Origin of the sequence: Pseudomonas sp. 43mfcvi1.1, assembly GCF_900115935.1 — a bacterium.
Classification (GTDB): domain Bacteria; phylum Pseudomonadota; class Gammaproteobacteria; order Pseudomonadales; family Pseudomonadaceae; genus Aquipseudomonas; species Aquipseudomonas bijieensis.
The window spans coordinates 189,400-212,817 of record NZ_UETT01000001.1 but is presented as its reverse complement, the minus strand read 5'-3'; the positions used below and the strand labels follow the sequence as shown (position 1 = coordinate 212,817).

The following is a 23,418-nucleotide window of genomic DNA, read 5'->3' as shown; positions in this document are numbered from 1 at the left end:
GCGCTGGACTGTACGCAAGTTGTACAAAGGGGCAATTGTCCGCGAAGCGACGCAAACAGGTCACGCACTAATTTGCTGATAACATGGCCGTCCGAGCGTAAATCACCTAGAGATCATGATGAGCCAACCCTGGAGCCCTGACAGCTGGCGCGCCCTGCCGATCCAGCAACAACCCCGCTACCCCGACGCCGCGCACCTGTTGCAGGTAGAGCAGACCTTGGCCAGTTATCCGCCACTGGTGTTTGCCGGTGAAGCCCGGGAGTTGCGCCGTCAGTTCGCCGAAGTGACCCAGGGCCGGGCGTTCCTGCTGCAAGGCGGTGATTGCGCCGAGAGCTTTGCCGAGTTCTCGGCGGCCAAGATCCGCGACACCTTCAAGGTGCTCTTGCAGATGGCAATCGTCATGACCTTTGCCGCCGGTTGCCCGGTGGTCAAGGTCGGCCGCATGGCCGGGCAGTTCGCCAAGCCACGTTCGGCCAACGACGAAACCATCGATGGCGTGACCCTGCCGGCCTACCGGGGCGACATCGTCAATGGCATCGGTTTCGACGAGAAAAGCCGCGTGCCGGACCCGGAGCGGTTGCTGCAGTCCTACCACCAGTCCACCGCCACCTTGAACCTGCTGCGCGCCTTCGCCCAGGGCGGGTTCGCCGACCTGCACCAGGTACACAAGTGGAACCTGGACTTCATCGCCAATTCGGCCCTGGCGGAAAAATACAGCCACCTGGCCGACCGCATCGACGAAACCCTGGCGTTCATGCGCGCCTGCGGCATGGACAGCTCGCCGCAACTGCGCGAAACCAGTTTCTTCACTGCCCACGAAGCGTTGCTGCTCAATTACGAAGAAGCCTTCGTGCGCCGTGACAGCCTGACCAACGACTATTACGACTGCTCGGCCCACATGCTGTGGATCGGCGACCGCACCCGTCAACTGGACGGCGCCCATGTCGAATTCCTGCGCGGGGTGAACAACCCGATCGGGGTCAAGGTTGGCCCGAGCATGGACCCGGACGACCTGATCCGCCTGATCGACGTGCTCAACCCGGACAACGACCCCGGCCGGCTGAACCTGATCGCCCGGATGGGCGCCAACAAGGTCGGCGAACACTTGCCACCCCTGTTGCGCGCCGTACAGCGTGAAGGCAAGCAGGTGCTGTGGAGCAGCGACCCGATGCACGGCAACACCATCAAGGCCAGCAGCGGCTACAAGACCCGGGACTTCGCGCAGATCCTCGGCGAGGTGAAGCAGTTCTTCCAGGCCCACGAAGCCGAGGGCACCTATGCTGGCGGGATTCACATCGAAATGACCGGGCAGAACGTCACCGAATGCATCGGCGGTGCACGGCCGATTACCGAGGACGGGCTGTCGGACCGCTACCACACCCATTGCGATCCGCGGATGAATGCCGATCAGTCGCTGGAGTTGGCGTTTTTGATTGCCGAGACGTTGAAGCAGGTTCGGCGGTGAGTCAGTAAGCTCTTCTTCGCCGGTTAAATTGTCATCGCGAGCAGGCTCGCTCCCACATTGGATCTGCTGTGAACATAAAAGCTGTGGTCACCCGAGATCCCTTGTGGGAGCGAGCCTGCTCGCGATAGCGTCGGGTCAGCCATCACTTGACTGAGCCAATGCCCGGGCCAACCGAACCCCACTCACTCGCTGGCAATTAAGCTGAACCCGCTCCAACCCCAGCCACTGGGCCATGCGCCGCAGGTTCAGCGCCAGGGCCTGCATCCCCTCCTCGTCCAGCCCCGACGCATCTTCGTGCACGGCATGCACCGCCAGGCGCCCCAAAGCCCGCTCCGCTCGCAGATCGACCCGCGCCGCAATGCGCTCGTGATGCAGGAACGGCAGCACGTAGTAGCCGTACACCCGCTTGTGAGCAGGCGTGTAGATTTCCAACCGGTAGCGAAAGTCGAACAGCCGCTCGGTACGGCCTCGCTCCCAGACCAGCGAATCGAACGGCGACAACAAGGCACTGGCGGCTACCTTGCGCGGGATTTTCGCCCCGGGTCGGCACCAGGCCGGTTGTTTCCATCCCTGCACTTCGCAGCGCAGCAGGTCCCCGGCTTCCTCCAGATCGGCCAGTCGCGCCCGGCTGTCGGCCGGGTCGAGGCGAAAGTAGTCGCGCAGGTCTTTCTCGGTCGCAATGCCCAAGGCCTCGGCAGCATGTACCAGCAAAGCGCGTTGTGCCTGGGCCTCGTCCGGCAACGGTTGTTGCAGGATCGATTCCGGTAGCACCCGTTCCGGCAAGTCGTAGAGCCTCTCGAAACCGCGTCGCCCCGCCACCGTGACTTCGCCTGCGGCGAACAACCATTCCAGCGCATGCTTCTCCGCACTCCAGTCCCACCACGGTCCGGCCTTGTCCTGGCGCGTGGACAAGCTGCCCGCACCAATGGCGCCCTGCTCCTGCACCGAAGCCAAAACGCGGCGAATAACATCCTGGCGCTCATGACCGAACCGCGCCAACTGCTGATAAATACCTTCGCCACGGGATGCACGACTCATGCGCCAGCGCATCAGCGGATACATCGACATCGGCAGCAGCGACGCTTCATGCCCCCAGTATTCGAACAGCGTGCGACGTCGGCCCTGGCTCCAGGCTGCCTGGTCGAGCAAATCGCGATTGTAGTGACCGAGGCGGGAAAACAGCGGGAGGTAATGCGAGCGCACCAGCGCATTGACGGAGTCGATCTGCAGGACGCCGAGGCGTTCGATCAGGCGGTTGAGGCGCGAAGGTTGCACCGAAGCTGGCGGCGACCGCCCATCGAATCCTTGGGCGGCCAACGCCAGACGCCGGGCCTGTTTGAGGGTAAAGGACAGAGTCGCGGGCATGGAGATCTCCTTGTCTGCTCGCAACCTACCTCACCAATAAGGGGTTTGTGTAGGAAAGGATGGCTCATTTGTGCATTGGGTCATCCCAGAATGGCCGGACCACTTCCTGTTCCACGTCGGCCCGACTCACGCCGATGTCCTTGAGCGCCTCGTCGCTCATTCCAGCCAGCAGTTCACGTTCGTGGTGCAATTCGTACCAGCGGCTAAACTTGTGCAGCAAGGCGCTGATGGAAAAGCCGTGGGAGAGTTTGTCTATCAGTAGATAACCTTTTTGACCTTTCATCGTGATGTCCTCCGTTGGGGATGGTTCAAGTCTCGCGCTAACGCTAAGATCAATCCAACGAATGTTTCTTATGCAATACATCTCGGAGATTGATCAATTGTCGAGTTACCCGAGCATCGATACGGAAGTGCTGCGTACCTTTGTCGCCATCGCCGACCAGGGCGGTTTCACCCGGGCCGGGGAATTGGTCAATCGCACCCAGTCTGCCGTCAGCATGCAGATGAAGCGGCTGGAAGAGGACGTGTTGCAACGGCGGTTGTTCGAGCGGGACGGGCGCCAGGTCAAGCTCACCGCCGAAGGCCAGGTGCTGCTGGGCTACGCCCGGCGGATCCTCAAGCTGCACAGCGAGGTGTTCAATACCCTGCGTGAACCGCACATGGTCGGCACGGTGCGCATCGGCACGCCGGACGATTACGTGATGCGCTTCCTGCCAGGCATCCTGCAACGCTTCGCCCAGTTCTACCCCTTGATCGAAATCGAAGTGCACTGCGAGTCGTCCAAGCAGTTGCTGCTGCGCCAGGACCTGGACCTGTCCATCGTCACCCGCAAACCGGGGGACGAAATCGGCCAGCTGCTACGCAAGGAGCGCTTTGTCTGGGCCGAAGCCGCCTGCTTCAACGTCCACGAACAAACACCGCTGCCGCTGGCGATGTTCAACAGTGACTGTTTCTGCCGGCAATGGGCCTGCAATGCGCTGGATGCCATGGGCCGCGATTATCGCGTGGCGTACAACAGCTCGAGCCTGTCGGCGCTCATGGCGGTGGTGGGCGCCGGCCTGGCAATCACGGCGCAACTGGAAAGCCTGCTGACCCCGGACATGCGCGTACTGGGCGAGGCCGAAGACCTGCCGGAACTGCCCGAGGCCAGCATCATGCTGATCCGCAACCTGCATAATCCATCGCCGATCACCGAGTGCCTGGCCGAGCACATCATTGAGGGCTTCAAACTTTAAAGGCGAGCAGCACCGCGCACAGCACCAGGAAACCGCAGAACAGCCCGCGCAACAGTCGCTCCGGCAAGGCGTGGGCGACTTTCACTCCCCAACTGATGCTCAGCAGCCCACCGACGGCCAGCGGCAGGCCGATGCTCCAATCCACCTCATGGTGAAACGCATAGGTGGCGAGGGTCACGCCGGTACTGGGCAAGGCCAGCGCCAGGGACAGCCCTTGGGCAACCACCTGGCTGGTGCCAAAAATGCTGGTCAGGATCGGGGTCGCGACAACGGCCCCGCCAACACCGAAAAGACCACCCATGGTGCCTGATGCGGCCCCCAGTACCCCGAGCCACGGCCAGCCATAACGCATCTGCCCCGAAGCCGGTGCGGTAGCGACGAACATCCGCGCCAGGTTGTAGAGTGTCAACGCGATCAGGAACGCTACGAAGCCGATCCGCATGCTGTCCGCATCGATCCCCACCGCCCAGATCGAGCCGAGCCAGGCAAAGCAGAAACCCATGGAAGCCAACGGCAGGACATGGCGCAACTCGATGCGATTGCGCTGGTGATAGCGCCACAACGCGAGCATCACGTTGGGGACTACCATGACCAATGCCGTACCTTGGGCCAATTGCTGGTCGAGACCGAACCAGACGCCTAGCACTGGAATGGCAATCAGGCCGCCACCAATCCCGAACAATCCCCCCAAGGTGCCCAATGCGGCACCAAACACCAAAAACAGCACAAATTCGAACAAGACGATTCCCCTTTCCTCAAGGCGCTTATCCTACGCAGTCGGCACCAGCGGGGAAACGTAACATCTGATCAGAACGTCAGAATTATCTGGCGCATTAAAGATTCGCCCGCTAGATTCATCACGATCATTGATTGAAGGTTTTTGCCATGAGCACCCTGCGCGATACCCCCGAAGCCTGCGAAGCCCTGTTGCTCGACAACCAGGTCTGTTTCGCCCTGCACTCCACGTCGCTGCTGATGACCAAGGTCTATAAGCCGCTGCTACAAGCCCTGGGCCTGACGTATCCGCAATACCTGGCGATGATGGTGTTGTGGGAAAAGGATGGTTTGACCGTCGGTGAAATCAGCACGCGCCTGCTGACAGATCCCGGCTCGTTGACACCACTGCTCAAGCGCCTGGAGGCCGAAGGCCTGCTGAGCCGCACCCGCAGCCGGGAAGACGAGCGCGTGGTGATTGTCGAACTCACCGAACAGGGCCGTGCCCTGCGGGAAAAAGCCCTCGGCATCCCCCAATGCATCCTCGCCGCCAGCGGCCAGACCCTGGAGCAGTTGAAGAAACTGCAGCTTGATCTGCAGGCACTGCGCGGGCATTTGCAAGACAGTCTCTGACTTTCCCTGTAGGAGCGAGGCTGACCCACCGCTATCGCGAGCAGGCTCGCTCCCACAGGTACTGAGTCAAACCCAAACGCTGTGAACACCACAAATCCAATGTGGGAGCGGGCTTGCTCGCGAAGACGGCGGCACATCCTGAATCATCTCTGACTGACCCACCGCTTTCGCGAGCAAGCCCGCTCCCACAGGAGAATCGTGGCGAGCCTGAATTGCGTTCAGCCTGGCGTCACTAAAAAAATTCAACCCTCTGAAACAGCTCTATCTCAAGGGTTACACGCCCTTTCAGCGTTTAAAACCGAACTCGTCTCGAAAATTTAACTTGCGCACTAAATATTAGCGCTATACATTCTCTTCACACCTACTTAGCGCGCAAACATTTAGCGCAAAAAAACCAACCCAGAAACGAGGCTCTCACCATGCAAACTCTCTACACCGCAATCGCAACCTCCACTGGCGGCCGTGATGGTCGTGCCATTTCCAGCGACAACGTTCTCGACGTGAAACTCGCTACGCCCAAGGAACTCGGCGGTGCCGGCGGTGCGGCGACCAACCCTGAGCAACTGTTCGCCGCCGGCTATTCGGCCTGCTTCATCGGCGCGCTGAAATTCGTGGCCAGCCAGAGCAAACGCAAGATCCCGGACGACGCCTCGATTACCGCCCATGTCGGCATCGGCCAGATTCCCGGCGGTTTCGGCCTCGACATCGATCTGCACATCAGCCTGCCAGGCCTGGACCAGGCCGACGCGCAAAGCCTGGTGGAGGCGGCTCACCAAGTCTGCCCGTACTCCAACGCCACCCGCGGCAACGTCGATGTGCGCCTGCACGTGACCGTCTGACCCGACCCTGGACCCGAACTTAAGGAGATGCACATGAACACGCTCAGCAAAGCCCTTGCCGGCACCCTTCTCGCCCTCAGCGTCAGCAGCGCCTTCGCCGATGGCATCGTCGAACACAACACTCAGGCGTTTCTCGACGCGCTCAATGCCGGCACCGGCAAGCCCCTGGAGCAACTGTCACCCAAGGACGCCCGCGCCGTATTGGTTGGCGCCCAGGCCGGTGTGAAGCTGACACTGCCCAAGGCCGACGTCAGTGAGAAGACCATTCAGGTCGATGGTCAGCCGATCAGCCTGACCATTGTTCGTCCGGCCGGAGTCAAGGGTGAGTTGCCCGTGTTCATGTTCTTCCACGGCGGTGGCTGGGTCTTGGGCGACTTCCCGACCCACGAACGACTGGTTCGGGATCTGGTGGCCGGTTCGGGCGCTGTCGCGGTGTTCGTCAACTACACGCCTTCACCCGAGGCGCATTACCCGGTGGCGATCAACCAGGCCTACGCCGCGACGAAATGGGTGGCCGAACACGGCAAGCAAATCAACGTCGATGGCAAGCGCCTGGCCGTGGTGGGCAACAGCGTCGGCGGCAATATGGCAGCAGTCGTGGCACTGATGGCCAAGGATAAGGGCACACCGGCGATCCGTTTCCAGGCATTGCTGTGGCCGGTGACCGATGCCAGCTTCGAGACGGCGTCCTACAACCAGTTCGCCGAAGGACACTTCCTCAGCAAAAACATGATGAAGTGGTTCTGGGACAACTACACCACCGATGCCGGGCAACGCAGCGAGATCTATGCCTCGCCGCTGCGCGCCAGCACCGCGCAACTCAAAGGCCTGCCGCCCGCGCTGGTACAGACCGCCGAGGCCGACGTCTTGCGCGATGAGGGTGAAGCTTATGCCCGCAAGCTGGACGCAGCCGGGGTGCCCGTCACTGCCGTACGCTACAACGGTATGATCCACGACTACGGTTTGCTCAACGTGGTGAGCCAGGTGCCAGCGGTGCGTTCGGCGATGCTGCAGGTGTCCGAAGAGCTCAAGCAGCACTTGAAGTAACTGGGCTCCGGAGCCTTTGTGGCGAGGGCTGTGGGAGCAAGGCTTGCCCGCGATGAAAGCGGCGCGGTGCCTCTGGAATCGAGGTGTCTGTATCGCGAGCAAGCTTTGCTCCCACACAAGCTCCCGCCGTCCCCCGGTCTAACAGAAGACAGCGCAAATAAAAAAGCCCGACTCAATGGTCGGGCTTTTTCATACACAAGGCTTCGCTTATTTAGCGCGGCCTTTGTAGGAACCGCCTTCGCGGGTATCGATCTCGATCATGTCGCCGATTTCGATGAAGTCAGCTACCGACAGCTCGGTACCGTTCTTCAGTTTGGCAGGCTTCATGACCTTGCCGGAAGTGTCGCCGCGAGCGGAACCTTCGGTGTAGTCAACCTGACGCACGATGGTGGTCGGCAGTTCTACGGAAACCAGGCGCTCTTCGAAGAACACGGCTTCGCAGACGTCGGTCATGCCTTCTTCGATGAACGGCAGAACGCTTTCGATGTCTTCGGCGTTCAGCTCGTACATGGTGTAGTCAGTGGTGTCCATGAACGTGTAAGTGTCGCCGCTGATGAAGGACAGGGTCGCTTCTTTGCGGTCGAGGATCACGTCGTCCAGTTTGTCGTCGGCGCTGTAGACGATCTCGGTCTTGTAACCGGTCAGCAGGTTCTTCAGCTTGGTCTTCATGATCGCGCTGTTACGACCCGACTTGGTGAACTCAGCTTTCTGAACCAGCCAAGGATCGTTTTCGAGACGGATCACGGTCCCGGGTTTCAGTTCTTTACCAGTTTTCATTGCGAATATCCGAATTTGGATGGGATTTACAAAAATCTAGGCCGCGTATCATATCCAATTTCCATAAAACTTCACCAGCGCTGCGGCAAGATCGGCTCGCGAGGCCTGTTCCAGACACCATGCCTGGGCATGTTCGGCCAGTTCCTGCTGCTGTTCACGGGTGGCTTTCCAGTGTTCGGCCATGTCCTGGCCGGCATTCCAGGCCCGCCAAAGACCGCTGATCGCTTTTTGCGCCGCTTGCGAAAGCCCCTGGGTGTAGAGCCTGAGAAACGCCTCGAGTTTTTCCAGGTGGACGTCTTCTTCCTGCTGGTAGATGTGCCAGAGCAGCGGCCGGCCAGCCCACTGGGCACGGACGAAAGAGTCTTCGCCACGCACGGCATTGAAATCGCAGCACCATAACAGTTGATCGTACTGATCCTGGCGGACGAACGGCAGCACCTGCACCGTCAACGCCCCGCGTCGATGCAACGCTCCGACCTTCAGACCGTCGATCCCGAGCCAACGCTCGACATCGCCCAGTACCCGTCCTTCGGGAACCAGCACATGAAACGCCTGGGTATCGCTTGCCATTGCGTCAAACCAACTCGCCACCCCGGCGTTCTCGTAGGCAAACAGCGAGATCAGGCAAGTATCCGGCGCCCGTTCGACACCCAATTCCTGCAGGAAAATTCGTTGCGCCCCGGCATCCTGTTGAAATTGCCGACGACGCTCCAGAAGACCGGCCTCACGCAGCAGGCCACCGGTTCCCGCCTGGAAGCCTGGGAAAAAGAAATATTTCTGCACATGTTTATATTTGACCGACGGCAAGCCGTGGCAACCGATCACCCAGTCCTCGGCGCTCAAATAATCGAGGTTCATCCACAATGGCGTTGTCTGACGCTCGGCCATCGCATCCATGTAGGCACTCGGCAACTGGCAGGCGAATGCGGCAATCACCACATCGGCGGCTTCGGTGGGCACCCACTCCCCGGGCCAGTGACGCACTTGCACGCCCTGCTGCCATTGCTCGGACAGGGTGACGTCGATTTCTGGACACAACCGCTCGAAGGCACGCAGGTCATCGACCCACAGTCGCACCGCGCATCGATGCTCGGCCACCAACTGCCGAGCCAGGCGCCAAGTGACACCAATGTCGCCATAGTTATCGACGACGGTGCAAAAAATATCCCAGCGCACGGCCATTCCCGACTCCCTGTGACAAAGGCCCGATTGTCCCGAATAAAGCGATGATGCAGAAGAGCCGACGGCGATTAATCTTCATGCGACAATCACCGCCTCCCATGCCCCTGCCAGGAAGCAGCCATGCCCGATCATTCGACCCCCTCGCGCCTTACGGCTTTGCAATTGACCCTCAGCATTGCCCTGGGCCTGTGGCTGGGGTTCCTCGCCATCGTATTGACGGGCTGGCTGCTGTCCAGATTCCTGTTCAACGAACAACTGGCCCCGGTGGCCGCCGCCGTCCATCAACTGGCGCAACCACCGGCAGTGCAACCAGCCCCAGAGCCGCCCACGCCAATGTTCGAGCAGTATCAGCAGAACCTGCAAAGGAACGAGCAGCGCCAGGCCCTCGATCAGGCCCGCAACAACCCGCGCAACCTGTCCAACCCCAAGTGCCAGTTCTGGTTGCAACAGGACCAGAACGCGCCCAGCGAAAAAAGCCGCGCCAACGTTTTGCAGTTCTGTGAATAACCATGAACAAACAGACCGTCCACCAGTTGATTCTCGACAAGCTCAGGATTGATCTCGACATCGCCGAACGCGCCGCCCAGACCGCCTACGAAACCGCGACCCACGAAGAAAACATCGCCGAGAACAAGTACGACACCCTGGGCCTGGAAGCTTCTTACCTCGCCGCCGGGCAAGCCAGGCGCGTGGAAGAAATCCGCCAGGCCCTGGCCCTCTGCCAAAACCTGACGCTAAGGCCATACGACGATCAACGCGGCATTCAGGTTGGCACATTGATCGGGCTGGAGGATGAGGACGGCCGCCAGCAATGGCTGTTCCTGGGGCCGGATGCGGCGGGCTTGAAGGTCTCGCTGGTAGGCCAGCCAATCACGGTCATCACCCCTCGCTCACCGCTGGGCCGAGGCCTGCTGGGCAAGTTCGAAGGGGATGAAGTGGAGATCGTGGTAGCGGGCGCCCGGCAACAGTTCGCTGTCACCGAGGCGATCTAGGAGGGCTTTAGTGCACCGGTAGTTCGACGCCGTCGAACAGCTCTTCGAGCTCCTGCTTGTTGTGGCACTGGATGGCCTTGGCCATGACTTCCCGAGTCAGGTGCGGTGCGAATTTCTCGATGAAATCGCACATGAAACCCCGCAGGAAGGTGCCACGACGGAAGCCGATCTTGGTCACGCTGGATTCGAACAACTCGCTGGCATCCAGCACCACCAGATCACTGTCGAGCTTGGTATCGACGGCCATCTTCGCGACGATGCCCACGCCCAGGCCCAGGCGAACGTAAGTCTTGATCACGTCGGCGTCGGCGGCGGTGAACACCACTTTCGGCGTCAGGCCACGATGGCTGAAGGCTTCGTCGAGCTTGGAACGACCGGTGAAACCAAACACGTAGGTCACGATCGGGTATTCGGCCAGGGCTTCGAGGGTCAGCTTTGGCAGCTTGGTCAACGGATGTCCCTGGGGCACGACCACGCAGCGGTTCCAGCGATAGCACGGCATCATCACCAAGTCCCCGAACAACTCCAGGGCCTCGGTGGCAATGGCGAAATCCACCGTGCCGTCGGCCGCCATCTCGGCGATCTGCATCGGCGATCCCTGGTGCATGTGCAGCGCCACGTCGGGGTATTGCTTGATGAAATTGCTGATCACCGGTGGCAGCGCATAGCGGGCCTGGGTGTGAGTGGTGGCGATCGACAGGGTGCCTTTTTTCTCGTTGGAGAATTCCTGGGCGATCTGCTTGATGCTTTCGACCTTGCGCAAAATCTCGCCAGCCGTGGTGATGATGCGCTCGCCGGCCGGTGTCACGCGGGTCAGGTGTTTGCCGCTACGGGCGAAGACTTCGACGCCCAGTTCATCTTCCAACAGGCGGATCTGCTTGCTGATGCCGGGTTGCGACGTGTAGAGGCTTTGGGCAGTAGCGGAAACGTTGAGGTCGTGGTGCGCCACTTCCCAGATGTAGCGCAGTTGTTGAAGCTTCATATGTATCCCTCAAAGCAATTGGACGCCACGGGCATCAGCGACGGTATATAACTATATGAAAGGTTTCGACAATAAATCTAGAACTTTTTATAAAAATCCATCATTTAGCCTCAAGCCTCTCCCTGGCGTCGGCGCTGTACCAGCGGTACCAGGTAGACCGGCACCCGGGATAGCTGCAATACCCGCGCAGCCGTCCTGCCCAAGGGGGTTTCACCGCTTGCCCCTTGGCAATGACTGCCTACGATCAGCAAATCGACAGAGAGTTTCGCAGCCTGCTCCAGAATGACCTGGGAAGGATCACCCTGGTACACCCTGACCGATTTGATCAGTTTCAAATCCTGCTGCCCTTCTCCCAACTCCTCGCGGAAACTGTCGAGCACTCGCTGTTCGATATTGGCCATCACCGTATTCAGACCCTGACGGTGAAATTCGTTCAGCGCCTGCTCGTCGAGATAGCTTTGCAACACCGACTCGGCGAACAGCCCCATCGGTTCTACCGCATGCACCACATACAACTCGGCTTCAAACGTCCGTGCCAGCGCCAAGGCATGCTGCATCACATAAGGGGCATAGAGACCCAGGTCTGTGGCGTACAGCATCGAACGAATCATGTGACCTCCTCGCGTGCCAAGATGGCGGAGATTGATTCAGCTTAGCAGCGCCTTGGGGACTGCGACGTGCGGCTTGACGTCCTGGACCTGAGGCACTCAGGGCTTAATTTCGTTACTGATACCGTGGGGCACGTGGCCGGTGGCGACGACCTCTCTGGCCAGTTCGCAGTGGCCGGTCTGGTCATCGAAAAACACATCGGCGGCGAAGGCTTCGAGGAAGGCCGATTTGGTCAGGCCGCCGAGAAACAATGACTCATCCAGACGAATATCCCATTCACGCAAGGTCCTGATGACCCGCTCGTGGGCCGGTGCAGAACGGGCCGTCACCAACGCCGTGCGGATTGGGCAGGCGTCTTCGGGAAACTCGCGCTGCAGTGCATTGAGCGCGGCCAGGAACCCCTTGAACGGCCCGCCTCGCAGCGGCTCGCGGGCAGCCTGTCGCTCGCGGGCCTGGAAGGCTTCCAGACCGGCGGCCTGATAGACGCGCTCCGATTCATCGGAAAACAGCACCGCATCGCCGTCGAAGGCGATGCGCAGTTCTTCACTGGCGGCGCGGCTGGCACCGCCCGACAGAATGGTTGCTGCGGCAAACCCGGCGTCCAGGGCGCTGCGTACGTCTTCAGCGTGGGTGGACAAAAACAGATCGCAACCGAATGCCTTGAGATACGGGTAAGGGCTGCGCCCGCCAACGAAGGCCGCGCGTGAAATCGCCAGCCCATAATGATGAATCGAGTTGAATACGCGAAGGCCGGTGTCGGCACTGTTGCGCGAGACCAGGACCACCTCGACCCGGGCCCGGCCCAGGTGTTCGTTGAGGTTCAGCAGTTTTTGCACCAGAGCGAAGGCGTCCCCTGGCGCGAGGACTTCGTCTTCATGCTCGATCTGGTATTGCCGATAGGCCTCGACACCACTCGACAGGTACACCTTATGGCTTTCGCTCAGGTCGAACAGCGCTCGCGACGAAATCGCCAGCACCAGTTTGTCGTCGATGTTACTTGCCATGCCGCTCCCCCTTACGCCCGTTCAACGGTTATACCGGTCCACGAACGCCAACGCCTGGTACAAGGCTTCGATTTTCGGCAGTCCATACCCGGCCGCTTTCGCCGCCGCCAGTGGCCGGCCGTAGATCGCGTCCAGCTCCAGCGCACGCTTGTGAGAATAATCGTGGTACATGCTCGGCCAGTAGTCGGGCATCTTCTCGGTCATCGTGAACAGATACTCGGCATAGCCCGGCGTGATGTGATGCCCGCAGGCTTGCGCACCGCGGACCACCTCTCCCATCAGTGCCTGGATCAATTCGCGGCTATGATCGTTGGCCATCAACGGTGTAGTACTGGCGCCCAACAGAACCGAAAGACCGTTATACGGTACATTCCACACCAGCTTTTGCCAGCGGGCCAACTGCAGGCACGGCATGGCCTGGGCGTCGATACCGGCGTTGCGAAACAACGTCGCCGCCTCTTCGACGATCACCATGCGTTGCGCCTGATCGGCGCAGGGACCACTGTGGTAACCGACGTTGACCGCGCCGAGCGCCTGGTGGGCGATGACGCCAGGGCCGACACGGTGCACGCAGATCAGGCACAGGCCACCCAACAGGTGCAATGAATCGGGCAGCAAGGGTCGGAGGTCGTCTTCGACATCCAGGCCGTTCTGCAGCAACAGGACTTTTGCACCATCAGCGGCAGCCTGGGTAATGGCCGGGGCCAGTTCGGCATTGCTGGTGGTCTTGGCGCCTACCAGCAGCCAGTCGCAGGGCGGCATTTCGACGGCCGAGCGATAGGCCTGGGCTGGGTTGAGGCTCAGCGCGCCATGCACCGCGCTGTCGATCTGCAAACCGTTTTCGGCCACGGCACCGAACTCGCTGCGCAGTAAAAAGTGCACGTCATAACCGGCACGCGCCAGCATCACCCCATAGAATCCGCCGATCGCCCCGGTGCCGATCATCCCGATCCGCGGCTTAACGCCTGACTGCATCTTTGCAACTCCTCTGGTAAACGGCCCTGCACACTATCAGCGGGAGCGGCATGGCATGCAATCTCCATTACATCTGCTCACGATTCTGTTGCTGCCCCCTCTTCAAGGCTTTTCCCCAGCCTGTAGGGCATTAAACCGCCCCCAGCCCATTGTCGAGCCACCTCGGAACGCGATAAGGTTCGGCTCCCCGACGCGCTTAACATTCGCTGTGCACCGCCGCGCGGGGATCGCTGGCGGCCGGCACCCGTGACCTGACGAGTAACACGATGGCTGATTTACCGATCAATGACCTTAACGTCGCCTCCAACGAGACCCTCATCACGCCTGACCAGCTCAAGCGCGATATCCCCCTGAGCGACGCTGCCCTGCGCACCGTGACCAAGGGCCGGGAAGTCATTCGCAACATTCTCGACGGCACCGACCATCGCCTGTTCGTGGTCATCGGGCCCTGCTCGATCCATGACATCAAGGCCGCCCACGAATATGCCGAGCGCCTGAAGGTGCTGGCGGCGGAAGTCTCCGACACCTTGTACCTGGTGATGCGGGTGTATTTCGAGAAGCCGCGGACCACCGTCGGCTGGAAAGGCCTGATCAACGACCCGTACCTGGACGACTCCTTCAAGATCCAGGACGGCCTGCACATCGGTCGCCAACTGCTGCTGGACCTGGCGGAAATGGGCCTGCCCACGGCCACCGAAGCCCTGGATCCGATTTCGCCGCAATACTTGCAGGACCTGATCAGTTGGTCGGCCATCGGCGCACGCACCACCGAATCCCAGACTCACCGCGAAATGGCCTCCGGCCTGTCCTCGGCGGTAGGCTTCAAGAATGGTACCGACGGCGGCCTCACCGTAGCGATCAACGCCTTGCAGTCGGTTTCCAGCCCGCACCGTTTCCTGGGCATCAACCAGGAAGGTGGCGTGTCGATCGTCACCACCAAGGGCAACGCCTACGGTCACGTGGTGCTGCGCGGTGGCAACGGCAAGCCGAACTACGACTCGGTCAGCGTCGCGCTGTGTGAACAGGCGCTGAACAAAGCCAAGATCAAGCCGAATATCATGGTCGACTGCAGCCACGCCAACTCCAACAAGGACCCGGCGCTGCAACCGCTGGTGATGGAGAACGTGGCCAACCAGATCCTGGAAGGCAACCAGTCGATTATCGGCCTGATGGTCGAAAGCCACTTGAACTGGGGCTGCCAGGCGATTCCGAAAGACCTCGCCGACTTGCAGTACGGCGTATCCATCACCGATGCCTGCATCGACTGGAGCGCGACCGAGAACACCCTGCGCAGCATGCACGCCAAACTCAAGGACGTGCTGCCAAAGCGTCAACGCAGTTGATCGACCTGCTTCAACGCATAAAAAGCAACGCATAAAAAAACGCCGGGCTTCTCAGTCCGGCGTTTTTATTGGGAATCCGTTTTCTCAGAGCTTCGCCGCGTGCCGCTGGTGACGCTCCATGTAGCGCTCCACGTAGGAGCAGGACGGGATCACCGTGTAGCCCATTTCTTCGGCGTACTGCAGCGCTCTTTCGGTCAACGCCGCCGCGATGCCACGGCCGCGCAAGGCATTGGGCACGAAGGTGCGATAGATATCCAGGGTCTGCTTGCCCAGGTCCATGTAGGTCAGATAGGCACGATGACCGTCCACATTGGTCTCGAACTGATGACCAGCCTGGTCATGGTGGATGGTAACCGCCTCGCTCATCACTACTCCTCGCGGGTCTGAATGCTGACCCCTACCTTACCGATGTTTTTCCGGCGAAGGAACATCTACGCCACCCCGTGCCTTCCTGGTCACCGAGCGCCAAAACCGAACCGCTCAAACCCGAGCACGTCGTGAATAGTAGGCACCAATGACGCAAATGCTCAAGGCACGCCTGTCATCGAAGGGGTAAACCTCGTCGGGTTTATCGATTGAGCGCCATCGTCGCGCTGTAGTCGGTCACGGTGCAATAGCTGAACATCGCCAGTTGTTGAGTCTTGAGACGAGCGCGCGTAGTTAAAGTCACCGCCAATACCAATAAAGATGCCTGGGGCATTTGCACAAAAAATGTACAAAAGTGTAGGTGAATCAATAAACAACGACGTTAGCGAGGGCCGTAAGAGTTCTCCCCCACTGCGGAACTTTTTTTCGTCGACGCGCTCCAGCCAAGGGCTTGGAGCTGTATATTTTTTAAACAGCCCTAAGAAAAGTTGCTCGAAAAAGAATCACCGCCTACAATTTTTTTGCTTCTTGCGCTACGTCAGTTTACTTACTACAAGTAATGGGTAGTATGTACGCCGGCTAACTCCTCAGTCTGGGGAGACAGTCACTAATAGAAAGTCCTTGAAGGGGAAACCGATGAACAACGTTCTGAAATTCTCTGCTCTGGCCCTGGCCGCAGTTCTGGCTACCGGTTGCAGCAGCGCATCGAAAGAAACCGAAGCACGTCTGACTGCTACCGAAGACGCAGCAGCTCGCGCCCAGGCTCGTGCAGACGAAGCCTACCGTAAAGCTGATGAAGCTCTGGCTGCTGCTCAAAAAGCACAACAGACTGCTGACGAAGCTAACGAGCGTGCTCTGCGCATGCTGGAAAAAGCTAGCCGCAAGTAATAGTCCTTCGGGATTGTTACCGAGCCGACCCATTTTTTGGGTCGGCTTTTTATTGCCCGGTGTTTTCCCAGGCAATAAAAAACCCGCCGACATCGCGAAACGTCGGCGGGTTGTTTTGGAGCTTTTTACTGCTGCAAGTCGATCGGCGCACTCGTGACCATCGGTGCCGAAGTATTCGGAACAGCGATTTCCACCGGCAGACCATCTTCAGCCGCCACCACGTCCCGTACCACGTCCCAGTTCATGCGCAGGTTGCTGGTGATGTCTTCGCGCTTGAGCATCGCATTGATCACTGCGGTGTGCTTGTCCACCACCGATGGGTTGCCTTTGTCGTCCAACGGTGTGTGAGCTTCCAGGTACACCTTGCCGCCGCTCAAACCCAGCTTGTAGGGGTCGTTGATGATCCGTACCGACGTGCCCACCGGCACCATGCTGGCCATTTCCAGTACGTTGTTGTTGAACATCCGGAAGCAGCCGTGACTGGTACGCATGCCAATGCCGAACTTCTTGTTCGAACCATGGATCAGGTAGCCCGGGGTGCCCAGGGTGAATTTGAAGGGGCCCAGCGGGTTATCGGGACCAGCCGGCACTACATTGGGCAAGGGGTCGCCGTCGGCGGCGTGTTCGGCCTTGATCGATGCAGGCGGAGTCCAGGTCGGGTTCGGCGTCTTGGCGATGATGCTGGTGTGAGCGATCGGCGATCCCCAGCCCTCACGTCCAATCCCCAGCGGGAAGGTGTAGACCACGTTCCGCCCCTTGGGGAAATAGTAGAGACGGTACTCGGCCAGGTTGATCACGATGCCCTCGCGCGGGCCCGGCGGCAGGATGAAACGAGTCGGCAGCACGATCTCGGTGCCAGCACCCGGCAACCAGGGATCGACCCCCGGGTTGGCGGCGACCATCTCACTGTAGCCCAGGTCATAGGTAGTGCCCAGGTCGGCGAAGGTATCTTCGTACTTGGCCTTGATGACCTGTACCTGGCCAATGATGTCTTCACCCGGCGGTGGCAGTGGCAGCTCCAGGGCGGCAACGGGGCCCGCCATACACAGGGCGGCAAGAGACAGGCAGCGGGCGACGGCAGGCAAGCGCGGCAACATCCGGGAAATCCTTCGCAGATCGAACAGGAGGTATGAAAGCGGCGATTGTACACTGACACCTGTTATTTCGGGGAGAGCGGTACAAAGGCGTCCGATGCGCAGCATGTCTGGAACTGAAATGAGACCTGTGGGAGCGATTACAACTCGAACCGCAGCTCCGGCCAGATCGGCGAAGTACCGCGCTTTTGCGACTCCAGGATCGCCCGGCACAGCGAGCACAGGCGATGGTCCTGGAAAATCTTGCGGTCGACGCTCGACCAGCGCGGTTGGGCCGGCAGCAGGCTGCCACAGAGGGTCCGGTCGGCCGAACCACCGAGCTCCAGCTGCCGGGTCACCAGGTGCACCCGTACTTCCTGGCAGGCGAACAGATCCAGCTGCTCGTCAGGCTCGATCAGTTGGTAGGCAAACAGGGACCAGGCGGGACGCGGCATCGGGGGCTCCAAATCGGGGGCGCCACATTAGCCGAAAGCCCGCCTGTAGAAAAGCGTCAAAGCAGCGGTTTGAGCGTCGGCCAGACATTTTCCAGCAACTTGCCCTGGGCTGCGACGGACGGGTGCAATCCGTCGCCCTGCATCATTGTTGGAATGCCACCGACGTCCTTGAGGAAAAACGGCACCAACGGCACTTTTTTCTCCTCGGCCAGGGTGCTGTAGACCCGGGCAAAGGCATCGGTGTAGCGCCGCCCATAGTTAGGGGGCAGCTGCATGCCCAGCAAAAGCACCTTGGCACCACTCGCGCGGGCACTGTCGATCATCGCTGCAAGGTTTTGTTGCAATTGTGTTGGCGGCTGTCCGCGCAAGCCATCGTTGCCGCCCAGTTCCAGGATCACCACGTCCGGCTTATGGGCTGCAAGCAGCGCCGGCAGCCGCGCCTGGCCTCCCGCGCTGGTGTCGCCACTGATGGAAGCATTGACCACTTTATCGTCAAAACCCTCGGCCTTGAGCCGTTGTTCGAGCAACGACACCCACCCTTGCCGGGTATCCAGGCCGAAAGCCGCGCTGATACTATCGCCAACGATCAGGACTGTACCCGCCGCTGCGCTCTGGGCCATGCACATCAGGGCCAGGCCGGCACTCAAAAACCACACACGCATCGGATTCTCCATGGGCTCAAGCATTCTCACCGCGACGGACCTTAGCAAAGTGGTCTCCAGCGCGGAAGGTGAACTGACCATCCTGCACGAACTCAGCCTGGAACTGAACAAAGGCGACAGCCTGGCCATCGTCGGCGCGTCCGGTTCCGGCAAATCCACCCTCCTGGGCCTGCTGGCCGGCCTTGACCTGCCCAGCGGCGGCGAAGTGACCCTCGCCGGTCAGGCCCTCAGCGCACTGGATGAAGACCAGCGTGCACGGATCCGCGCCGAACATGTCGGTTTCGTCTTCCAGTCGTTCCAACTGCTCGACAGCCTCAATGCCTTGGAAAACGTCATGCTGCCGCTGGAACTGGACGGCCGCAAGGATGCCCGCGAGCGCGCCACGCAATTGTTGCAGCGCGTTGGCCTGGGGCAGCGTCTGACCCACTCGCCGCGCCAGCTCTCCGGCGGCGAACAGCAACGCGTGGCGATTGCCCGCGCCTTTGCCGCCGAACCCGACGTGCTGTTTGCCGACGAACCCACCGGCAACCTCGACAGCCACACCGGCGAGCGTATCAGCGACCTGCTGTTCGAACTGAACAAGGAACGCGGCACGACCCTGGTACTGGTGACCCATGATGAACGCCTGGCCCACCGCTGCCGGCGCCTGATCCGACTTGAAGCCGGCCAGATGGTCGCCCCCCTGGAGCCTTGATGGCACGCTTGCCGCTGTTGCGCCTGTTCAGTCTCGCTATCCGTCAATTGCTTCGCGATGCCCGCGCCGGGGAATTGCGGGTGTTGTTCTTCGCCCTGCTGGTGGCGGTGGCGGCCAGTACCGCCATCGGTTACTTCGGTGCCCGCCTCAACGGCGCGATGATGATGCGCGCCACCGAGTTCCTCGGTGCCGACCTGCTGCTCGAAGGCAGCTCCCCCGCCCGCCCGGAGCAGATCCGCAGCGGCACCGAGCTGGGGCTGGACCACGCTCGGGTGGTGGAGTTTTCCAGTGTCGTGGCCACCGACAATGGCATCCAGCTGTCCAGCGTCAAGGCGGCCGATGACAGCTACCCATTGCGCGGTGAGCTCAAGAGCGCGCCGGCGCCGTTCGCCCCGGAAGAAACCGGCGGACGGCCGAACCCTGGCGAGGCCTGGGTCGAAGCACGGCTGCTGACGGCACTGGACCTGAAGATCGGCGACAGCATCGACGTCGGCAACCAGACCCTGCGCCTGAGCCGCGTGCTGACTTATGAGCCGGATCGCGCCGGCAATTTCTACAGCCTCACCCCGCGGGTGCTGATCAACCTCAAGGACCTGGAGGCCACTGGCGTGGTCCAACCGGGCAGCCGTGTCAGCTATCGCGACCTGTGGCGCGGCCCGGCACCGGCGCTGCAAACCTACCGCGACCTGCTCAAGCCTGGCCTTGAAGCCAATCAGCGCCTGCAGGATGCCCGCGACGGCAACCGGCAGATCGGTGGCGCCCTGGGCAAGGCCGAACGCTACCTGAACATGGCCAGCCTGGTGGCGGTGCTGCTGTCCGGTGTCGCCGTCGCACTCTCGGCCAACCGTTTTGCCACCCGACGTTTCGATGCCAGCGCGCTACTGCGTTGCCTGGGCCTGTCACGCCGGGAAACCATGGTGCTGTTCAGCCTGCAATTGACCGTGCTGGGCCTGCTCGCCAGCCTCAGTGGCGCCCTGCTCGGCTGGATCGCCCAACTGGGCCTGTTCGCCCTGCTGCATGATCTGCTGCCCACCGCGGTACCACCGGGCGGGCTGTTGCCGGCAATCGCCGGGATCGGTACTGGGTTGGTGGCGCTGGCGGGGTTCGCCCTGCCGCCACTGGCGGCGCTGGGCCGGGTACCGCCGTTGCGCGTGCTGCGCCGGGACATGCTGCCGATCCCCTCCAGCTCCTGGGTGATCTACGGTGCCGCCTTGGGTGCCCTGGGCCTGATCATGTGGCGCCTGAGCCTGGACCTGGTCCTCACCTTCGCCTTGCTGGGCGGTGGTGTCGTTGCCGCACTGGTACTCGGCGGCTTGTTGTTGCTGCTGCTCCAGAGCCTGCGGCGCCTGCTGGCCCGCGCCTCCCTGCCCTGGCGGTTGGGTCTGGGCCAATTGCTGCGCCATCCCTTGGCGGCGGCCGGCCAGGCCCTGGCGTTCGGCCTGATCCTGCTGTCCATGGCGTTGATCGCGCTGCTGCGCGGCGAGTTGCTGGACACCTGGCAAAACCAGCTGCCCAAAAACGCGCCGAACTATTTCGCCCTGAACATCCTGCCCAACGACAAGCAGGCCTTCACCGACAAGCTGCTGGAATTGTCCGCGCAATCGGCCCCGCTCTACCCCGTGGTGCCCGGGCGCCTGATCAGCATCAATGGCGAGCCGGCCACGGAGTTCGTCACCAAGGACTCTGCGGGTGACCGGGCGCTGCAACGCGACCTGAGCCTGACCTGGGCCGCGGACCTGCCGCAGGGCAACGTCGTCACCGCAGGGACCTGGTGGCCGCAGCAACCTCCAGACGATGTCCCAGGGGTTTCGGTGGAAGGCAAAGTGGCCGAGAACCTCAAGATCAAGTTGGGCGACCGCCTGGTCTTCAGCGTGGGCGGCGTCAATCGTGAAGCGAAGGTCACCAGCCTGCGGGAAATCAACTGGGACAACTTCCAGCCCAATTTCTTCATGATCTTCCAGCCCGGCACCTTGAAGGATCTGCCGGCCACTTATCTCACCAGCTTCTACCTGGCGCCGGGCCACGACCAACAGATCGTCGACCTGTCCCGAGCCTTTCCGGCGGTGACGATCCTGCAAGTCGAGGCCCTGCTCGAACAGCTGCGCAGCATCCTGGCCCAGGTGACCCTGGCGGTGGAGTATGTGTTGCTGTTTGTGCTGGCGGCGGGAATGGCAGTGCTGTTTTCCGGCCTGCAGGCGACCCTCGACGAACGGATTCGCCAAGGCGCGCTGTTGCGTGCACTGGGTGCCGAACGCCCCTTGCTGGTCAAGGCTCGGCGCATCGAGTTCGGCCTGCTGGGCGCGGTCAGTGGCCTGCTCGCGGCCCTGGGTTCGGAGCTGGTGAGCCTGGTGCTTTATCGGTACGCCTTCGACCTGCCCTGGCATCCACATCCATGGCTGTTGGTATTGCCACTGCTGGGAGCCTTGTTGATCGGCGCGGCCGGGGTGTTTGGCACCCGTCGAGCGCTCAACGCCAGCCCGCTGACAGTATTGCGCGAGGGTTGATAGACTCCCGACTTCGCTCCTACAAGAAGTTGCCATGAGCCGTTATCGCCCACCCCGCACCGCCGGCACCGCGCTGATCACCCCCGAAGGTGAAGCGCGGATGCGCGCCGAATTCCATGAGCTGTGGCATGTGCGCCGCCCCCAGGTGACCCAGGCGGTCAGCGAGGCGGCGGCCCAGGGTGATCGTTCGGAAAATGCCGAATACACCTACGGCAAGAAAATGCTGCGGGAAATCGACAGTCGCGTGCGCTTCCTCACCAAGCGCCTCGAGGCGCTCAAAGTGGTCAGTGAAAAACCCAGCGATCCGAACAAGGTGTACTTCGGCGCCTGGGTGACGGTGGAAGATGAGGATGGCAAGGAATCACGCTATCGCATCGTCGGCCCGGACGAGCTGGACCTGAAACAGAACCTGATCAGCATCGACTCACCGTTGGCACGGGCACTGATTGGCAAGGCCCTGGACGCCGAGGTCAGCGTCCAGACGCCTACGGGAGAGAAGAGGGTCTACATCGTGAACATCGCTTATCCATAGCCTTCAGGCCGGATATCTCAGCGGCGAGTGATCAAGCCCTGCCGCGCGATACGAGTCAGTTGTCGGATCATTTCAGGAGCGTCCGCCACGCTGGGGGACTGGATGACGGCGAGGTCAAAACTGTCATTGGCGAACCGCGTCAGTGACTCGCCGTCTTCGACAAACTGGATCAGGAAAGCGGCGGGCCCATGGTTACGGCGCGGCCAACCGTCGAGATAGCGCAAGAGCGTTGGCTGGTGAGTACCGCCCAGGAGAATTTTCGGGTTGCGCTGCACAAGGTTCGCCGTGATCGGCGCAAGACGTACAAGGGGGCTGGGTGCGTTCATCGTGTCGTGTCTCTGCCTCAAAAGTCTGCATGGCAGGTGAGAGGCAACACCGAACCAGCGCTTTAGCGGTATTTCGAAGCCTTGTCTCCGGCTTCTATCGGCAACTGGATGAGTCACCTGGCGCCCCGCAAGTAGCTGTTTAAATCGGCGCATGAGCGGCATCCTAGAGAAGCTGACCGGCCAGTGTCAAGAATCACCGCCCACAAAAAAGGCCCGTACAAGACGGGCCTCGAATTCAAATCGTGCAATCAATCCGCGATGGCACGATCGACCGACAGCTTGCCCGCGCCCTCGATCAGCACGGCAATACTGCCCGCCAGCAACGTCAGGGCAAACTCATAACCGTTGTTGGCCATGAACAAGCCGTTACCGATGTGCACGGAGAAAATCGCTACCAGCGACAGGAAAGCCAGGCCCAATGCCGCGGGACGCGCGAGCAAACCGATGATCAGCGCCAGCCCGGCGAAAAACTCGGTACCGCCGGCCAGTGTCGCCATCACGTAGCCCGGGGTCAGGCCGATGCTTTCCATCCACTGCGCCGTGCCCGCCAAGCCGTAGCCACCGAACAGGCCGAAGAGTTTCTGCGAGCCGTGGGCGGCGAAAACGATGCCGACAACGATGCGCAAGACCGTCAGGCCGTAGCCGGCGCGGGTAAACAAGACTTTGTTGATCAATGAGCTCATGCGGGTTCATCCCTAGATGTGTGGTTGTTGGTCGCCATATTAATCAAAAAAACTTGTACTAAAAGCGCAAAAA

General features: G+C 60.9%; 27 protein-coding genes. 12 read left to right on the top strand and 15 right to left on the bottom strand.

Going from position 1 to position 23,418, the window contains the following annotated elements; genetic code table 11:
* The first annotated feature begins 118 nt into the window (after window positions 1-118).
* Window positions 119-1,465 (top strand): class II 3-deoxy-7-phosphoheptulonate synthase, encoded by a 1,347-nt coding sequence (locus tag DTP52_RS00985; RefSeq protein WP_109751450.1) that lies wholly within the window; start codon window positions 119-121, stop codon window positions 1,463-1,465.
* Between the two features lie 135 nt (window positions 1,466-1,600).
* Here the strand turns inward: DTP52_RS00985 and DTP52_RS00980 are convergent, their stop codons facing one another.
* Both DTP52_RS00980 and DTP52_RS00975 read right to left on the bottom strand, forming a co-directional pair.
* Window positions 1,601-2,830, bottom strand: coding sequence for a winged helix-turn-helix domain-containing protein (locus DTP52_RS00980; RefSeq protein WP_109751449.1), 1,230 nt, complete (start codon window positions 2,828-2,830; stop codon window positions 1,601-1,603).
* Between the two features lie 64 nt (window positions 2,831-2,894).
* Window positions 2,895-3,113 carry a DUF1127 domain-containing protein gene (locus DTP52_RS00975; RefSeq protein ID WP_053120494.1) on the bottom strand — a complete coding sequence of 73 codons (219 nt, stop codon included), beginning with the start codon at window positions 3,111-3,113 and terminating at the stop codon, window positions 2,895-2,897.
* A gap of 97 nt (window positions 3,114-3,210) precedes the next feature.
* Here DTP52_RS00975 and DTP52_RS00970 point away from each other — a divergent pair, with 97 nt between their 5' ends.
* Window positions 3,211-4,065, top strand: a complete 855-nt coding sequence (locus DTP52_RS00970; protein WP_018603125.1) for a LysR substrate-binding domain-containing protein — start codon at window positions 3,211-3,213, stop codon at window positions 4,063-4,065.
* Here DTP52_RS00970 and DTP52_RS00965 read toward each other — a convergent pair.
* Window positions 4,055-4,804 carry a sulfite exporter TauE/SafE family protein gene (locus tag DTP52_RS00965; protein WP_109751448.1) on the bottom strand — a complete coding sequence of 250 codons (750 nt, stop codon included), beginning with the start codon at window positions 4,802-4,804 and terminating at the stop codon, window positions 4,055-4,057. The two genes, DTP52_RS00970 and DTP52_RS00965, sit on opposite strands and share 11 nt — an antisense overlap.
* Before the next feature lie 146 nt (window positions 4,805-4,950).
* On the opposite strand from DTP52_RS00965, the gene DTP52_RS00960 reads away from it, so the two are divergent.
* The 3 genes from DTP52_RS00960 (at window position 4,951) to DTP52_RS00950 (ending at window position 7,298) form a co-directional block, all read left to right on the top strand.
* Window positions 4,951-5,412 (top strand): MarR family winged helix-turn-helix transcriptional regulator, encoded by a 462-nt coding sequence (locus DTP52_RS00960; RefSeq protein WP_109751447.1) that lies wholly within the window; start codon window positions 4,951-4,953, stop codon window positions 5,410-5,412.
* 419 nt (window positions 5,413-5,831) lie between these two features.
* On the top strand, window positions 5,832-6,251 hold the full coding sequence (locus DTP52_RS00955) for an organic hydroperoxide resistance protein (protein WP_109751446.1): 420 nt from the start codon (window positions 5,832-5,834) through the stop codon (window positions 6,249-6,251).
* Window positions 6,252-6,284: 33 nt separating this feature from the next.
* Window positions 6,285-7,298 carry an alpha/beta hydrolase gene (locus DTP52_RS00950; RefSeq protein WP_109751445.1) on the top strand — a complete coding sequence of 338 codons (1,014 nt, stop codon included), beginning with the start codon at window positions 6,285-6,287 and terminating at the stop codon, window positions 7,296-7,298.
* A gap of 207 nt (window positions 7,299-7,505) precedes the next feature.
* Here the strand turns inward: DTP52_RS00950 and DTP52_RS00945 are convergent, their stop codons facing one another.
* Window positions 7,506-8,075, bottom strand: a complete 570-nt coding sequence (locus DTP52_RS00945; protein ID WP_003199385.1) for an elongation factor P — start codon at window positions 8,073-8,075, stop codon at window positions 7,506-7,508.
* A 48-nt stretch (window positions 8,076-8,123) separates the two neighbouring features.
* Window positions 8,124-9,257, bottom strand: a complete 1,134-nt coding sequence (earP, locus tag DTP52_RS00940) for an elongation factor P maturation arginine rhamnosyltransferase EarP (RefSeq protein ID WP_109751444.1) — start codon at window positions 9,255-9,257, stop codon at window positions 8,124-8,126.
* 120 nt (window positions 9,258-9,377) lie between these two features.
* Here earP and DTP52_RS00935 point away from each other — a divergent pair, with 120 nt between their 5' ends.
* Together DTP52_RS00935 and DTP52_RS00930 are read left to right on the top strand one after the other, a co-directional pair.
* Entirely contained in the window at window positions 9,378-9,764 is a 387-nt protein-coding gene (locus DTP52_RS00935) for a hypothetical protein (protein ID WP_109751443.1), read from the top strand.
* A gap of 2 nt (window positions 9,765-9,766) precedes the next feature.
* Entirely contained in the window at window positions 9,767-10,249 is a 483-nt protein-coding gene (locus DTP52_RS00930) for a GreA/GreB family elongation factor (RefSeq protein WP_109751442.1), read from the top strand.
* A gap of 7 nt (window positions 10,250-10,256) precedes the next feature.
* Here the strand turns inward: DTP52_RS00930 and cysB are convergent, their stop codons facing one another.
* The 4 genes from cysB to DTP52_RS00910 all read right to left on the bottom strand — a co-directional run bounded on the left by cysB (window position 10,257) and on the right by DTP52_RS00910 (window position 13,819).
* Complete coding sequence (cysB, locus tag DTP52_RS00925) at window positions 10,257-11,231, bottom strand: HTH-type transcriptional regulator CysB (RefSeq protein WP_003199376.1); 975 nt, start codon at window positions 11,229-11,231, stop codon at window positions 10,257-10,259.
* A 110-nt stretch (window positions 11,232-11,341) separates the two neighbouring features.
* Complete coding sequence (locus tag DTP52_RS00920; protein WP_014337270.1) at window positions 11,342-11,842, bottom strand: universal stress protein; 501 nt, start codon at window positions 11,840-11,842, stop codon at window positions 11,342-11,344.
* A gap of 96 nt (window positions 11,843-11,938) precedes the next feature.
* Entirely contained in the window at window positions 11,939-12,844 is a 906-nt protein-coding gene (locus tag DTP52_RS00915; RefSeq protein WP_109751441.1) for a 5'-nucleotidase, read from the bottom strand.
* A 21-nt stretch (window positions 12,845-12,865) separates the two neighbouring features.
* On the bottom strand, window positions 12,866-13,819 hold the full coding sequence (locus DTP52_RS00910; RefSeq protein ID WP_109751440.1) for a putative 2-dehydropantoate 2-reductase: 954 nt from the start codon (window positions 13,817-13,819) through the stop codon (window positions 12,866-12,868).
* Between the two features lie 266 nt (window positions 13,820-14,085).
* On the opposite strand from DTP52_RS00910, the gene DTP52_RS00905 reads away from it, so the two are divergent.
* Window positions 14,086-15,162, top strand: a complete 1,077-nt coding sequence (locus tag DTP52_RS00905; protein WP_003183777.1) for a 3-deoxy-7-phosphoheptulonate synthase — start codon at window positions 14,086-14,088, stop codon at window positions 15,160-15,162.
* An 84-nt stretch (window positions 15,163-15,246) separates the two neighbouring features.
* Here the strand turns inward: DTP52_RS00905 and DTP52_RS00900 are convergent, their stop codons facing one another.
* Window positions 15,247-15,528: a GNAT family N-acetyltransferase gene (locus tag DTP52_RS00900; RefSeq protein WP_053120470.1), complete on the bottom strand. Its 282-nt coding sequence runs from the start codon at window positions 15,526-15,528 to the stop codon at window positions 15,247-15,249.
* A 636-nt stretch (window positions 15,529-16,164) separates the two neighbouring features.
* On the opposite strand from DTP52_RS00900, the gene oprI reads away from it, so the two are divergent.
* The gene (oprI, locus tag DTP52_RS00895) at window positions 16,165-16,416 is read left to right on the top strand and encodes an outer membrane lipoprotei OprI (RefSeq protein ID WP_011335311.1); all 252 of its coding nucleotides are present in this window, start codon (window positions 16,165-16,167) and stop codon (window positions 16,414-16,416) included.
* Between the two features lie 125 nt (window positions 16,417-16,541).
* Here oprI and DTP52_RS00890 read toward each other — a convergent pair whose 3' ends face one another.
* The 3 genes from DTP52_RS00890 to DTP52_RS00880 form a co-directional block, all read right to left on the bottom strand.
* The gene (locus tag DTP52_RS00890; RefSeq protein WP_109751439.1) at window positions 16,542-17,513 is read right to left on the bottom strand and encodes a L,D-transpeptidase family protein; all 972 of its coding nucleotides are present in this window, start codon (window positions 17,511-17,513) and stop codon (window positions 16,542-16,544) included.
* A 137-nt stretch (window positions 17,514-17,650) separates the two neighbouring features.
* Window positions 17,651-17,944, bottom strand: coding sequence for a hypothetical protein (locus tag DTP52_RS00885; RefSeq protein WP_003199347.1), 294 nt, complete (start codon window positions 17,942-17,944; stop codon window positions 17,651-17,653).
* 56 nt (window positions 17,945-18,000) lie between these two features.
* Window positions 18,001-18,606: an arylesterase gene (locus DTP52_RS00880; RefSeq protein WP_109751438.1), complete on the bottom strand. Its 606-nt coding sequence runs from the start codon at window positions 18,604-18,606 to the stop codon at window positions 18,001-18,003.
* A gap of 10 nt (window positions 18,607-18,616) precedes the next feature.
* Between DTP52_RS00880 and DTP52_RS00875 the strand changes: the two genes are divergently transcribed.
* From DTP52_RS00875 to greB, 3 genes are read left to right on the top strand one after another with little or no spacing between them, the layout of a single operon-like run.
* Complete coding sequence (locus DTP52_RS00875; RefSeq protein ID WP_109751437.1) at window positions 18,617-19,300, top strand: ABC transporter ATP-binding protein; 684 nt, start codon at window positions 18,617-18,619, stop codon at window positions 19,298-19,300.
* Window positions 19,300-21,804 (top strand): ABC transporter permease, encoded by a 2,505-nt coding sequence (locus DTP52_RS00870; protein ID WP_109751436.1) that lies wholly within the window; start codon window positions 19,300-19,302, stop codon window positions 21,802-21,804. Before DTP52_RS00875 ends, DTP52_RS00870 begins: the two co-directional genes overlap by 1 nt.
* A 34-nt stretch (window positions 21,805-21,838) precedes the next feature.
* On the top strand, window positions 21,839-22,336 hold the full coding sequence (gene greB, locus DTP52_RS00865; protein ID WP_109751435.1) for a transcription elongation factor GreB: 498 nt from the start codon (window positions 21,839-21,841) through the stop codon (window positions 22,334-22,336).
* Between the two features lie 17 nt (window positions 22,337-22,353).
* On the opposite strand, the gene DTP52_RS00860 is transcribed toward greB, so the two are convergent.
* Together DTP52_RS00860 and DTP52_RS00855 are read right to left on the bottom strand one after the other, a co-directional pair.
* Complete coding sequence (locus tag DTP52_RS00860; RefSeq protein ID WP_109751835.1) at window positions 22,354-22,662, bottom strand: hypothetical protein; 309 nt, start codon at window positions 22,660-22,662, stop codon at window positions 22,354-22,356.
* Window positions 22,663-22,910: 248 nt separating this feature from the next.
* On the bottom strand, window positions 22,911-23,345 hold the full coding sequence (locus tag DTP52_RS00855; RefSeq protein ID WP_109751434.1) for a DoxX family protein: 435 nt from the start codon (window positions 23,343-23,345) through the stop codon (window positions 22,911-22,913).
* Window positions 23,346-23,418 lie beyond the last annotated feature (73 nt).